The 13,624-nt window shown below is 62.4% G+C and carries 14 protein-coding genes; 10 read left to right on the top strand and 4 right to left on the bottom strand.

Features of this window, described 5'->3' with window-relative positions; translation table 11 throughout:
* Positions 1–45: 45 nt before the first annotated feature.
* The 4 genes from cobJ to cobG are packed head-to-tail and all read right to left on the bottom strand — an operon-like array spanning position 46 to position 4,391.
* Complete coding sequence (cobJ, locus tag AC3IUF_RS03050; protein ID WP_447783389.1) at positions 46–1,746, bottom strand: precorrin-3B C(17)-methyltransferase; 1,701 nt, start codon at positions 1,744–1,746, stop codon at positions 46–48.
* The gene (locus AC3IUF_RS03045; RefSeq protein WP_007914574.1) at positions 1,746–2,480 is read right to left on the bottom strand and encodes a precorrin-2 C(20)-methyltransferase; all 735 of its coding nucleotides are present in this window, start codon (positions 2,478–2,480) and stop codon (positions 1,746–1,748) included. Before AC3IUF_RS03045 ends, cobJ begins: the two co-directional genes overlap by 1 nt.
* Positions 2,477–3,103: a precorrin-8X methylmutase gene (locus AC3IUF_RS03040; RefSeq protein WP_007914573.1), complete on the bottom strand. Its 627-nt coding sequence runs from the start codon at positions 3,101–3,103 to the stop codon at positions 2,477–2,479. Before AC3IUF_RS03040 ends, AC3IUF_RS03045 begins: the two co-directional genes overlap by 4 nt.
* Positions 3,096–4,391, bottom strand: a complete 1,296-nt coding sequence (cobG, locus tag AC3IUF_RS03035; RefSeq protein ID WP_489280331.1) for a precorrin-3B synthase — start codon at positions 4,389–4,391, stop codon at positions 3,096–3,098. The genes AC3IUF_RS03040 and cobG overlap by 8 nt, the downstream gene beginning before the upstream one ends.
* 132 nt (positions 4,392–4,523) lie before the next feature.
* Here cobG and cbiE point away from each other — a divergent pair, with 132 nt between their 5' ends.
* From cbiE to AC3IUF_RS02985, 10 genes are all read left to right on the top strand, one after another.
* Positions 4,524–5,735 carry a precorrin-6y C5,15-methyltransferase (decarboxylating) subunit CbiE gene (gene cbiE, locus AC3IUF_RS03030; protein WP_489280330.1) on the top strand — a complete coding sequence of 404 codons (1,212 nt, stop codon included), beginning with the start codon at positions 4,524–4,526 and terminating at the stop codon, positions 5,733–5,735.
* Positions 5,728–6,825, top strand: coding sequence for a cobalt-precorrin-5B (C(1))-methyltransferase (locus AC3IUF_RS03025; protein WP_489280328.1), 1,098 nt, complete (start codon positions 5,728–5,730; stop codon positions 6,823–6,825). Before cbiE ends, AC3IUF_RS03025 begins: the two co-directional genes overlap by 8 nt.
* Positions 6,822–7,550: a cobalt-precorrin-6A reductase gene (locus AC3IUF_RS03020; protein ID WP_007914568.1), complete on the top strand. Its 729-nt coding sequence runs from the start codon at positions 6,822–6,824 to the stop codon at positions 7,548–7,550. Before AC3IUF_RS03025 ends, AC3IUF_RS03020 begins: the two co-directional genes overlap by 4 nt.
* 159 nt (positions 7,551–7,709) lie before the next feature.
* Positions 7,710–8,012 carry a type II toxin-antitoxin system RelE/ParE family toxin gene (locus tag AC3IUF_RS03015; protein WP_122606498.1) on the top strand — a complete coding sequence of 101 codons (303 nt, stop codon included), beginning with the start codon at positions 7,710–7,712 and terminating at the stop codon, positions 8,010–8,012.
* Between the two features lie 3 nt (positions 8,013–8,015).
* Positions 8,016–8,306: an addiction module antidote protein gene (locus tag AC3IUF_RS03010; protein ID WP_007914567.1), complete on the top strand. Its 291-nt coding sequence runs from the start codon at positions 8,016–8,018 to the stop codon at positions 8,304–8,306.
* A 97-nt stretch (positions 8,307–8,403) separates the two neighbouring features.
* Positions 8,404–8,802 carry a DUF2946 domain-containing protein gene (locus tag AC3IUF_RS03005; protein ID WP_007914565.1) on the top strand — a complete coding sequence of 133 codons (399 nt, stop codon included), beginning with the start codon at positions 8,404–8,406 and terminating at the stop codon, positions 8,800–8,802.
* A gap of 48 nt (positions 8,803–8,850) precedes the next feature.
* Complete coding sequence (locus AC3IUF_RS03000) at positions 8,851–9,330, top strand: copper chaperone PCu(A)C (RefSeq protein WP_007914562.1); 480 nt, start codon at positions 8,851–8,853, stop codon at positions 9,328–9,330.
* A 21-nt stretch (positions 9,331–9,351) separates the two neighbouring features.
* Positions 9,352–9,798 carry a DUF2946 domain-containing protein gene (locus AC3IUF_RS02995; protein WP_489280327.1) on the top strand — a complete coding sequence of 149 codons (447 nt, stop codon included), beginning with the start codon at positions 9,352–9,354 and terminating at the stop codon, positions 9,796–9,798.
* An 85-nt stretch (positions 9,799–9,883) separates the two neighbouring features.
* Complete coding sequence (locus AC3IUF_RS02990) at positions 9,884–12,004, top strand: TonB-dependent copper receptor (protein WP_489280325.1); 2,121 nt, start codon at positions 9,884–9,886, stop codon at positions 12,002–12,004.
* Between the two features lie 101 nt (positions 12,005–12,105).
* Entirely contained in the window at positions 12,106–13,485 is a 1,380-nt protein-coding gene (locus tag AC3IUF_RS02985) for a PepSY-associated TM helix domain-containing protein (protein WP_007914556.1), read from the top strand.
* Positions 13,486–13,624 lie beyond the last annotated feature (139 nt).

The following is a 13,624-nucleotide window of genomic DNA, read 5'->3' as shown; positions in this document are numbered from 1 at the left end:
TGTCACACCGAGGCAACTTATTTACAACTTGCCTCGGCTCGGCACTCAGGAAAGCGGCTTTTCGCCGTACCAGCGCGGCGTGTAAACCCAATCACCACCGCTGGCACGCGCAAACGTGCAGGTGGTCGAAGAACCAATCAGCACCATGGTGCGCATGTCCACCTGCTCGGGAGTTAATGCGCCAAGTGTCGTGGTGCGCAGGGTCTGTCCCGGACGGCCGATGTCGCGGCCCAACACCACGGGGGTTTCAGCTGAGCGATGCTGCGCGACAATCTCCAGCGCCCGGCCCAATTGCCACGGACGTGCACGGGAGATCGGGTTGTAGAACGCCAAGGCCAGATCCGCTTCAGCAGCCAGATCCAGACGCTTTTCGATGATCGACCACGGTTTGAGGTTGTCCGACAGCGACATCACGCAGAAGTCATGGCCCAGCGGCGCTCCGGCTTGCGCGGCGGTGGCCAGCGAAGCGGAAACGCCCGGAAGGATTTCCAGATCGACGCTGTGCCACGCCGGATCAGCCGATTCGTGCAACGCTTCGAGCACTGCCGCAGCCATGGCGAACACACCCGGGTCGCCCGAGGACACAACGATCACCGAACGCCCCTCGGCGGCCAGTCTGAACGCGTGACGGGCGCGTTGCATTTCTTCGCGGTTATCGGTGCAGTGCTGCACTTGATCGTCGCGAAACGGACCGGCCATGCGTACGTAGGTTTCGTAACCGAGCACATCGGTCGCGCGAGCCAATTCGGCTTTTACCGCCGGCACCATCAGTTCGGCAGCGCCGGGGCCGAGGCCGATCACCGCGAGACGACCGCGTGGCCGGCCAATGTTCGAAACATCCAACGGCTGTTCGGCGACCGCGATTGCCATGCCGTGGCCGGCAATGACGGTTGCCTCAGGCACTGCGACACGTGCCTGCGATTCGATGTCGCTTTGCGCCGCGACAAAGCGCAGCGGTACACCCAATTCAAGCGCCGCTTCACGCAAAAGTGGCGAAGCCATTTGCGTCTCGCTGGCCAACAGACAGGCCAGCGACTGCACGGCGATTTGCGCCTGCTGCAATGCGCTGCGAACGGCACACGGCAGGTCCGCAGTTTCCGCGCTCACCGCCACCGCCACACTGCGTGGATAGATCAGTAACTCATTGGCACTTGCTTCACGCTCGGCACTGCCGACATGAATCGAGCGCTGTGCCTGCGGATCTTCCGGCAGTTGCGCCTGATCCAGCCACGGCGCCGCGCCTTCGATGCGCACGCTGTGGCCGGCCAACAGATCGGAGACAAACCGCTTGCCCAGTTCCAGATCGCCCAGTGCGTAACCGCTCGGAGGATTGAGCAGGCAGGTGCCAAATCGCAACTCGCCGCTGGTGGTGATCGCCGCTGCGACTTGCAGCCCGGCAGCGATCTCTCGCGCCATGACATTCACCCCGCCAAGGCCGCCCAACAACGGCACCACGGCGCTGCCGTCTTCGGCCACGGCGAGCACGGCAGGTTCGGCGCCCTTTTCCAGCAACAGCGGCGCCAGCGTGCGAATGACGATGCCGGCTGCGCACAGGGCAATGATCGGCGTGTCCTGCTGATATAGCGCGCGCAGGGTCGCGCCGAACTCCTGATAGGTGCAATCGGCGCCTTCGACGCGCCCGGCGAGGCCGTGGATCTGCGCCGCCGGATAGACTTGCTGAATGCGCCGCGCGGTGGCCAGGCTGCCCTGACCGAGAATGACGATGGCTGGCGTGGATTGAGTCATCAGCCTTGCCACCGTTCGCCCGGCACGATGATCAGCGAGAAGTACGGCGACGACATCGGCTCGACCTGATCCATCGGCACGATCTTCTGATTGGCCATGGTTGCGCGCTCGACGTACAGCGCACGTTCGGCCAGACCGAGTTCTTCCAGCACCTGCCGCACTTTCGGGAAATTGCGCCCCAGCTTCATGATCACCGCCGCGTCGGCATCGGCCAAGCGTCGCTTCAACTCTTCATGGGGCAACACGCCGGAGAGCACCGACAGGCTCTGATTGCGATACACCAGTGGCGCACCCAGCACCGAAGCGCCGCCCAGCATCGAACAAACGCCGGGCACTACTTGTGCTTCGTAACGGCTGGCGAGGCGATCGTGCAGGTACATGTAGGAGCCGTAGAAGAACGGATCACCTTCACAGATCACCGCGACATCGCGACCGGCATCCAGATGTGCCGCGATGGTTTCGGCAGCCTCATCGTAGAAATCGCTGATGACCTGTTCATACGAGAGCGGAGCCGGCAGCACTTCGGTGGTCACCGGGTACACCAGCGGCAGCAGATTCTGTGCGTCTTGCAGGTGCGCTTCGATGATGCCGAACGCATTGCCCTTTTTGCCCTTGGCAACGAAGTACGCCACCACCGGCGATTCGCGCAGCAGGCGCAGGGCTTTGACAGTAATCAGTTCCGGATCACCCGGGCCGACGCCCAGACCAATCAAACGTCCTTTGGCCTGCATCATTCGATCTCCGTGGCGAGGGCATTAACGGCGGCGGCGGCCATGGCGCTGCCACCGAGGCGGCCTTGCATGATCACGAACGGTACGCCACGGCTGTCGGCGGCCAGGGCGGCTTTCGATTCGGCAGCGCCGACGAAGCCGACCGGGAAACCAAGAATCAATGCCGGTTTCGGTGCCCCGGCGTCGAGCATCTCCAACAGATAGAAGAGTGCGGTCGGTGCGTTGCCGATCACCACTACGCTGCCTTCCAGGTGCGGACGCCAGAGTTCCAGCGCGGCGGCGGAGCGGGTATTGCCCAACTCGCGAGCCAGCTCCGGCACGCTCTCGTCGCGCAAGGTGCAGATCACTTCGTTATTGGCCGGCAGGCGTGCACGGGTCACGCCTTCGGAGACCATCCGCGCATCGCAGAGGATCGGCGCACCGGCGGCCAGCGCATCGCGCCCGGCCTTACCCGCACCTTCGGAGAATTGCAGGCCGTCGACGGCTTCGACCATGCCGCAGGCGTGGATCACCCGCACCGCGAGTTTTTCCAGATCGGCCGGGATGCGCGCCAGATTGGCCTCGCTGCGAATGATCGCGAAGGAGTTGCGATAAATCTCCTGACCGTCGCGGATGTAATCAAGCATCAAGGGGGCTCCGAGAGCGGGTGGCGAGCAGGGTCGCGACCGCTTCAATAGTAAGGTTGCGTGCGTGCAGCGCGCCGAAACCCGGCAGCGTCGCATCGCGAAAATAGAGGTCGTAATGACCGGAATTGACGGCCAGCAACGTAACCGGGGCACAGTGGGCGGCGGCGCACGAGCGCGGGCAACCACTGAGGTGGATGTTGAGGGCAGCAGGCAGCAACGTCGCCAGAAGGCGGGCGTCCTGCTTGGTGTCGGCCAGGCCTTTGCTGCAGCCATTGGAACCGGTGCAGGCGATCAGCCGTGCAAGCGGTTCGCCAGCGCGGGTCTGCAGGTTCAGTCGCTGAAAACCTTCCAGCACTTGGACCGCATCACCTGCATTGACGTCGGGCAGCAGCAGGCTTTGCCAAGGGGTGAAGCGCAGGCTGCCATTGCCGAACTGGCGGGCCAGTTGCGCCGCCCCGCGCAGCATCACCGGATCAAGACGGCCCAGCGCCGGCACTGCACCGATGTACACCCGCCCCGAGGTATTTTGCGGATGAGCGCCGATGTGCAGATCGTCCGCCACGGCCGCGCGCTGCCAATGGCTGATCGGCTTGATCGGCAAGCGCGTGCTCAGTTGCCCGATAAACGCCGAGAGCGGCAACTCGTCGAGCAAATGGCGCATGCGCGTCTGCTCGGGCCGCGCCAACTCAAGAAACAATTCCAGCACCGCAACCACCAGTGCATGGCCGTGTTCCAGCGCCACTGCGCCGACCGCGCGATCCGTTGGGCATCCGGCCAGACCGAACGCCAACAAGGTTTCACCGTCACACTCGAACGCTGACAACCACAGATCATGGGGATGTTCGAGCATCGCCAGTGCTTCACCGCCATCGAGTTGCACGGCGAACTTGGCGCTCAGCTCGTGGAACCGTGGATGGCTTTGCAAGGTGTCGAGGATCTGCCCGGCGAGGCCTCGAGTGTCGAAATGCATCTGCCGATCAATCCCGGCCGCAGGGCTGAGCATCAGGTTGCGCACATCGTCAGCGGCCGCCGTGCGCGGACCAAGACCGGCGGCAAGCAAGCCTTCGATCAGTGCCGCAGATTGCTGGCCGATCCCACGGATTTGCAGATTGGCGCGGTTGGTCGCCTCGATAGCCCCGCCGAACTGTTCGGCAACGTCGGCCACCGCGTCAGCCTGATCGGCGCTGATCGAACCACCGTTGAGTTTGATCCGACAGATACCGCCGTCCAGTGCCTGGACAATACGCAGCAACCCCGGGCAGGCCGAGGGGCGTAAGGCGGTGGACATCGGGTGTTCGTTCAAGGGGCTGACCGGCTGCGTGGGAAAGGCGCTTCGCGGGCGAAGGCGCGGTATTATGCCTGCTTTGTCCGCTGGCATGAAAAGACTGCCCGTCGGAACGGCGTGTTTAGAGGAATATAGATGTCACCCTGGCTGACGGTAGTGGGAATCGGTGAAGACGGCTTCAAGGGCCTGGGCAAAAACGCCCGGCGTGCCCTGCTGGGCGCCTCGCGGATCGTCGGTGGCCAGCGTCAACTGGATTTGCTGCCGGTGTGTATTCGCGGCGAACGGCAATTGTGGCCCAGCCCGTTTTCCCTCGCGCCGGTGCTGGCGCAGCGTGGCGAAGCGGTCTGCGTGCTGGCCAGTGGTGACCCGATGTTCTACGGCGTCGGTGCCAGCCTCGCCCGCCAGGTGCCAAGCGAGGAAATGCTGATCCTGCCAGCGCCGTCGTCCTGTTCACTGGCTGCCGCTCGTCTCGGCTGGCCGTTGCAGGAGGTGGTGACGCTGTCGCTGGTGGCCCGACCACTGGCGGCACTCAATGCACAACTGTTCAGTGGCGTGCGTCTGTTGTTGCTAAGCAACGACGGCCAGAGTCCGACTGCTGTTGCGCAATTGCTCCGTGAGCGCGGATTTGGTTCGAGTCGCCTGAGCGTGCTTGAGCATCTTGGCGGTGACGCCGAACGGCGCATCGACAGCACCGCCAATGCCTGGAATGCGACGTCGGTGGCCGACCTCAATGTCATCGCTATCGAATGTCTGGCCGACGCCGACGCCCCGCGCCTGTCACGTTTGGCCGGACTGCCGGATTCGGCATTCCAGCACGACGGCCAGTTGACCAAGCGCGACGTACGCGCCATCACCCTCGCCCGTCTCGCCCCGACCCCCGGCGAACTGCTCTGGGATGTCGGCGCCGGCAGCGGTTCGATCGGCATCGAGTGGATGCGCGCGCACCCGAGTTGCCGCGTCTTGGCCATTGAAGCCGACGAAGGTCGCCAGCAATTGATCGAACACAACCGCGATGCGCTGGGTGTGCCCGGTCTGCAATTGATTCGCGGCAAGGCACCGCAGGCGCTGGCCGGACTGGAGCGCCCGGACGCGATTTTCATCGGCGGCGGCGTGACCCGTGAAGGCGTGTTCGAAACCTGCTGGGAACAGCTCAAACCCGGTGGCCGTCTGGTCGCCAACGCGGTGACCCTGCAAAGCGAAGTGGCCCTGATGAACTGGCGCGAACGTTACGGCGGCGAGCTGACGCGTATCCATGTCGCCCAGGCGCAACCGCTCGGCGAATTCGACACTTGGCGTCAGGCGCTGCCAATCACCCTGCTCGATCTGGTCAAACCCCTCGATGCGTGACGAAACTGCCGAACAACCCGCCCCCCTGCGCAGTGGCCTGACCACCGGCAGCTGCGCCACCGCCACCAGCCTTGCCGCCGCGCGCCTGCTGCTCGGCGGGCTGTCCGCCGATGCAGTGCAGATCGTGTTGCCGAAGGGCAAACAGGTGCAGATGCGCCTGGAGTTCTGTCGTTTGACCGACGACGGCGCCGAGGCCGGGACGATCAAGGATGCCGGTGACGATCCCGACGTGACCCACGGTGCGCTGCTCTACTCGCGGGTGCGGCTGCTGAGTGAGCCGGGAATTCGCTTCAATGCCGGTGCCGGCGTGGGCACCGTGACTCGGCCGGGGCTGGTGCTCGGCGTTGGTGAGCCGGCAATCAACCCGGTGCCGCGCAAGATGATCAGCGATCACCTGAGCCTGCTCGCCGCCGAGACCGGCTACGGCGGCGGTTTCGACGTCACTGTCAATGTCGAGGGCGGCGAAGCGCTGGCGCTGAAAACCATGAATCCACGGCTGGGCATTCTCGGTGGATTATCGATCCTCGGCACCAGCGGCATCGTCCGGCCGTTTTCCTGTGCGGCTTACATCGCTTCGATTCATCAAGGCATCGACGTGGCGAAAACCAACGGTTATCTGCACATCGCCGCCTGCACCGGCAACGCCAGCGAAGACACCATGCGCCGGGTCTACGATCTGCCGGAAATCGCCCTGATCGAAATGGGCGACTTCGTCGGCGCGGTGCTCAAGCATGTGCGCAAAGTGCCTGTGGATAAACTCAGCCTGTGCGGCGGCTTCGGCAAGATCAGCAAACTGGCCGCCGGGCACATGGATCTGCACTCGCGGCATTCGAGTATTGATTTGCCGCAACTGGCGGAGTGGGCGGCGGCGATTGGCGCCGATGCGGCGTTGCAACAAAGCATTTGCGAGGCCAATACCAGTCAGCAGGCGCTGGCCATGGCCAGTGCGGCGGGGATCGCCCTCGGTGATGAAGTCTGCCGCCATGCGCTGAATTTCGCCTGCAGCGTGGTGCCCGCGCAGGTGCAGGTCGAGGTGTTTGCGATTGATCGTCAGGGCGGGATCGTCGGGCATGCCGGAGGTTCTGCATGAAGCGGATTTTGCTGCTCGGCGGCGTCACGGAAGCGCTGGCAATTGCTCGCACGCTGGGGGCAGAACATATCTATAGCCTCGCTGGCGTTGGCCGAGTACCGACCGACCTGACCTGTCAGGTGCGCGTCGGTGGCTATGGGGGCGCTGAAGGTCTGGCGCAATTCATTCGTGACGAAGGCATCGATCTGTTGCTCGACGCCACGCATCCCTATGCCGCACAGATCAGCCAGAACGCCGCGACCGCCGCGCGACTGACCGGCATTCCCTGCTGGGCTTTGCGCCGTCCGGCATGGCAGCCGCAACCCGGTGATGACTGGCGCGAAGTCAGCGACTGGGCCGAGTTGATCGCGACCCTCAAGCCGTTTCGCCGACCGCTGTTCACCCTCGGCCGCGAACCGCTGCAACACCTCGATGAAATCCCCGCCGACCAGTTCTGGACCCTGCGCGCCCTCGACGTCTATCCCGGCAACCAACGCTGCGAAGTCATCGGCGCACGCGGGCCGTTTCTGCTGGAGGATGAGCGAGCGCTGTTCGAGCGGCGGCAGATCGATGTGTTGATCAGCAAGAACAGCGGCAGCACCGCGACCGAGCCGAAGCTGGAAGTCGCGCGTGAGCGTGGGGTGCCGGTGATTGTGTTGAAGCGACCGGGGTTGCCAGAGGTTGATCGGGAATTTCGATCAGCGTCTGAAGTCCTTGAAGCCCTGACGACGTCAGACTTTTCCTGACTTCGAATTTATTTGCGAATTTACCTGCAATTTTTGAGGACGCAGCCGACTGTTTTTCACTACATCCTCACCCCAATACTTCGGTTCCTTTAATCCCGACAAGCAGACAGCCAAGAAAAGCGGCTTGCCAGCTTGTATCCCAAGGAATACGATCCCGACATGATCGCTTTTGAACGATCCCGCATATTTTCCGAATGGCTCGACTCCTTGAAAGACATCAAAGGGAAAGGCCGAATCATCTCCAGAATTAAAACAGCCGAAAATGGCAACTTCGGTGATTGCGGGTTCGTCGGTGACACTGTTTATGAAATGCGTGTTCATTACGGCCCCGGTTACAGGATGTACTTCACACGCAAAGGCGAAGTGATTTATCTACTGCTGATCGGGGGCGACAAATCGACACAAAAAAGAGATATCAAACGCGCCGTGCAGATGGCTCATAACATCGGAAATGAGGAGTAAATCATGACCGAAGAATTCGCCCGTTTTGACGCCGCCGAGTACCTCAAAACTCCCGAGGACATGGCGGCGTATCTGGATGCCTGTTTTGACGACGATGAAGGCGACGGCGTCCTTATCCGTGCAGCGCTCAATGACATCGCCCGGGCTCAAGGCATGACACAAGTGGCGCGGGATGCAGGTTTGGGCCGCGAAAGTCTTTATAAAGCGCTGAGTAGCACTGGCAATCCCGAATTCGCAACTATCATGAAAGTCATGAAGGCTCTGGGTTTGCGATTGCATGCCGTAACACTGTGAACGCGCTGCGACACCAAACCGCACGACGCTTTTTTACTTATCGGCCCTGATCAGGCTAAATAGCCGCGCCTGATCGCCCACCCAATGGATCTGTCCCATGAACCGACACCGGCTAGCAATTGCCTGGATCGCCTGCTTTGCAGTGCTGTTCAACATGCTCGCCATGCCGATGACGGGAGCGATGGCGCAGGCGGCCAATTCACCGGCCGAACAGTTGCTCTGGAGCAGTTTCTGCACCGGCAGCGGGACCAAGATGGTGGCGATCAACATCGGCGCCACCGATCAGAAGGCCCCGAGCAACGACACTCATTCGAACATGCAGCATTGCTGGTGCTGCTCGGGCTCGGCGCCGCTGGTGGCGTTGCCGGGGCATTCGCCGCAGCTTTACTTCGCCCGTTATGAAAGCAATCGCAGTGTGGCGCCCGCCTCGTTGCAAACACCCACGCCGCGCCAGCAATGGCCGAGTCTCAATCCCCGCGCCTCCCCTCTGGTTTGATTTGTTCGCGCAATTGACCTGCGTTTCAAATCGTTCTGGAGAACTGTCATGTTGAACAAACTCATCGTCGTCGCTGCGCTGCTGTTGCCGGCGTGCTTTGCTCATGCCCACGAATACAAGGTGGGCGAACTTGAGATCGCCCATCCGTGGTCGCAAGAGTTGCCGCCAAATGCGCCGACCGTTGCTGCCTATTTCATCATTCACAACGCCGGCAAGACGGACGATCGCCTGCTCAGCGTCGACTCGCCCATCGCCCCGGAAGCGCAACTGCACGAACACGTCATGCAGGGCGATCTGATGAAGATGCAGCAGGTGCCGAGTGTGGCCATTCCGGCCGGCGGCAACGTGACATTCGCGCCGATGGCCTATCACGTGATGCTGCTCAACCCGACCGATCGCAGCCTGCTCAGCGACGGCAAGCGCTTCCCGCTGACGATGCATTTCGAGAAGGCCGGTGACGTCACCGTCGACGTCTCGGTGCAGAAGAAACCGCCGGAAACCACGCAGGCCCACGCGCACGCCCAGTAAGCCTTCCGGCAGACTCCGCCCATGCGCCCGCAGAGCGCCAGGCCCTCCCGGCAACGCCGTCAGACTCAACACCTGACTCGCGGCAGCTGGATCGCCCTGTTCGCCATGTTGATGATCTTCATCGGCCCACTGATTTCTCAGTCGATGCCGATGGATCAACACGCCTCGACATCGATGCCGATGAGCATGGACATGTCGATGGACATGCCGGGCATTGATCACAGCGGCCATGATGCAAAGCCCAGCGCCGAACACTGCCCACCGCAATCCTCGCACCACGTGCTGTGGGAAAAGTGCGGTTATTGCAGCCTGCTGTTCAATTGCCCGGCACTGACCGGCGGCGGTGATTTCGTCGCCTGCAACATCCCGCCGCTGAACACCTTCACCCCGCCCTATCCACGTCTGGGCCACGCCCGGCAGACCTTCTTCCCCGGCGCCCGCAGCCGCGCCCCGCCCGTCGCAGCGTAAACACCGCACCTCTGATTGCACACGGTGGAGAAGACAGCTTCAGGCTGCCGGCCGTGTCGTTTACGACTGTTTGATGGAAATTGTCATGTCCAGGTTTGCTGCTGTTTCACGCTCGGGTGCTGCCCCGGCGTCCTTCGCTTTGAACGAATCGCGGATTCGTTTCAGGCACGCTACCGCCGTCCTTTGCGGCGTTCTGCTGTCCCCGCTGGTGCTGGCCGATGATCACGCCGCGCACAACGAAGAACTCAGCCCGACGGTGATTACCGCAATCGCCCCGAGCTCGCCGCTGACCATCGTCACCAATCCAAAAGACCCGCGCCAACCGGTGCCGGCCAGTGACGGCGGCGATTATTTGAAGACCATTCCGGGCTTCGCACTGGTACGCAATGGCGGCACCAACGGCGATCCGGTGCTGCGCGGCATGTTCGGCTCACGCCTGAACATTCTCACCAACGGCAGCATGATGCTCGGTGCCTGCCCGGGCCGGATGGACGCACCGACCTCGTACATCTCGCCAGAAACCTACGACAAACTCACCGTGATCAAAGGCCCGCAAACTGTGCTGTGGGGGCCGGGCGCCTCGGCCGGCACCGTGCTGTTCGATCGTGAGCCGGAGAGCTTCGGCGAACTCGGCACCCGCGTGAACGCAAGCATTCTGGCTGGCTCCCACGGACGTTTTGACAAGGTTGTCGACGCCGCTGCCGGTGGCCCATTGGGCTACGTGCGAGTAATCGGCAACACCGCGCATTCCGACGACTACCGCGACGGCAACAACGACATCGTCGCCTCGCGCTACGACAAGTGGAACGGCGACATCGCGGTCGGCTGGACCCCGGACGCCGACACCCTGATCGAACTCACCGCCGGCAAGGGCGATGGTGAAGCGCGCTACGCCGGACGCGGCATGGACGGCTCGCAGTTCCTGCGCGAGAGCCTCGGTTTGCGTTTCGAAAAATCCAATATCACGGACGTGCTGGAGAAACTCGAAGCGCAGATCTACTACAACTACGCTGACCACGTTATGGACAACTACACCCTGCGCACGCCGTCCGGCACCGGCATGATGGCGGGGCCGATGGCGTCCAATGTCGACCGCCGCACCCTCGGCGCGCGGATCAAAGCGACCTGGCGCTGGGCTGATATTCAGTTGATCACCGGCCTCGACGCGCAGACCAACGAGCACCGCCAGCGCAGCGGCATGGGCATCGACACCTACAAGGATCAGCCGTACAGCAAGGACGCCGATTTCCATAACTACGGCGTGTTCAGCGAAATGACCTGGTACGCCGCCGACCGTGATCGCCTGATCACTGGCGCCCGCGTCGACCGCGCTTCGGCCAAGGATTACCGGCAAACCACTGGTTCGGGAATGATGACTCGCCCGAACCCGACCGCCGACGACACCCGTGCCGACACCCTGCCGAGCGGTTTCGTCCGTTACGAGCATGACCTCGCCGACAGCCCGACCACGCTCTATGCAGGCCTCGGCCACGCGCAACGCTTCCCGGATTACTGGGAGCTGTTTTCGCCCAAGTCCGGCCCGGCGGGATCGGTCAACGCGTTCGATTCGATCAAACCGGAGAAGACCACCCAGTTCGACTTCGGCGTGAACTACAAGCGCGCCGACCTCGAAGCCTGGGCCTCGGGTTACATCGGTGTAGTCCGCGATTACATCCTCTTCGACTACTCCCCGGGAATGATGGGCATGAGCACCTCGCGCGCCGAGAACATCGACGCGCGAATCATGGGCGGTGAACTCGGTGCCGCGTACAAACTCACCGATAACTGGAAAGCCGATGCGACCCTGGCCTACGCCTGGGGCAAGAACAGCAGCGACGGCACGGCCCTGCCGCAAATGCCGCCACTGGATGCACGCTTCGGTCTGACCTATAGCGAAGACAACTGGAGCGCCGGCGCACTGTGGAGGGTGGTTGCCGCGCAGAACCGTATCGACCAGAACAAGGGCAACGTGGTCGGCAAGGATTACGACAAGAGTTCGGGCTTCGGCGTGTTCTCACTCAACGGTGCCTATCGGATCAACAAGAACTGGAAGGTCAGCAGCGGCGTCGACAACCTGTTCGGCAAAGCTTACGCCGAACACCTGAACCTGGCGGGCAACGCCGGGTTCGGCTACCCGGCCAATGACCCGCAAGCGATCAATGAGCCGGGGCGCACGCTCTGGACCAAGGTCGACATGAGTTTCTAACAAGAAAAGTCAAAAGATCGCAGCCCGCATGTACCCCTGTAGGAGCTGCCGAAGGCTGCGATCTCTTGATCTAGAAAAATTCGCCCAGCGGAGCACACGTGATGAAACAGCCCAAACCGAATTTCTACAACCTGGCCTGGCGTTGGCATTTTTACGCCGGTCTCTTCGTCGCCCCCTTCATGGTGATGCTGGCCCTGACCGGCATCATTTACCTGTTCAAACCGCAACTCGATTCGCTGATGTACAGCAGCCTGCTCAACGTCCCCGCAGGGCATCACACTGTCCCGGCCGATGACCTGCTGCAACGAGTGAAAAGTGCCTATCCGCAAGGCCAGGTCACCCAGTATCTGCCGCCAGTGAACGCCGAACGCAGCGCACAGTTTGTGGTGAAAAACGCCGGCCAGGAACTCAACATCTTCGTCGATCCGTACCACGGCGACATCCTCGGCGAGCAGGATGCCAAGCAGAACCTGCAGGCCATTGCCCGGGCGATCCACGGCGAATTGATGATCGGCACCGTCGGTGACCGCCTTATCGAAATGGCCGCCGGTTGGGGCGTGGTGCTGGTGGTGTCCGGCCTGTTCCTGTGGTGGCCGCGCGGTCAGGCCGCGGGGATTCTGTGGCCGCGGTTGAACAGTCGCGGTCGCGTGTTGTGGCGTGACCTGCACGCGGTCACCGGGTTCTGGGGCGCGACCTTGCTGCTGGTGATGTTGCTCAGTGGCATGACCTGGACCGGCTTCTGGGGCAAGCAATACGCGCAGGTGTGGAACGTGTTCCCGGCGGCGATGTGGGACAACGTGCCGACCTCCGACGTCGAGGCTCGAACCCTTAACAGCGCCACCCGCCAGACCGTGCCTTGGGCGATGGAAAACACGCCGATGCCGATGTCCGGCGATCACGCCGAACACATGAACCACGGCGCCACCAACGCTGGCCCCGCAGCACCCGCCATCAGTCTGCAAGACGTGCAAAACATCGCCACCCAGCGCAAAGTCGAGCCGGGCTACAGCATCACCCTGCCGACCACCGCCACCGGCGTGTTCACCATCGCTGTGTTCGCCGATGACCCGCGCAACGATGCGACCCTGCACGTCGATCAATACACCGGCAAGGTCCTCGCCGATGTGCGTTTCGAACAATACGGCAGCGTTGCCCGCGCCACCGAAATCGGCGTGATGCTTCACGAAGGCAAGATGTTCGGCACCTTCAATCAGATTGTCGTGCTGCTGATATGCCTGATGATTCTGCTCAGCGCCGTAAGCGGCGTGGTGATCTGGTGGAAGCGTCGGCCACAAGGCAAATTGGGTGTGCCGCCGCTGCGTCATGACCTGCCGAAATGGAAAACCGGCGTGGTGATCATGTTGGCGCTGGCGGTGGTGTTTCCGCTGGTGGGGGCTTCGCTGGTGGTGGTGTGGTTGCTGGATCGATTGCTGCTGGCGCGGATGAACCGACCAACCGGGTCTGCCTCGACTTCTTCCTGAACCCGCACTCGATCTTCTTCAACGCCAATCCCGTGCAGGGTCGCCTGCACGGGATTTTTTTGCGCCCCAATCTGGCGCGGCGGCCTGCACCAACGCGCCATGGACGTTCCTTCGTGGTGCATGCGCCATGCAGTCAACC

The sequence above is a fragment of the Pseudomonas sp. KH_040 genome, assembly GCF_057839305.1.
The sequence above is the reverse complement of the archived record's forward strand: the minus strand, read 5'-3'. Positions and strand labels throughout refer to the sequence as shown.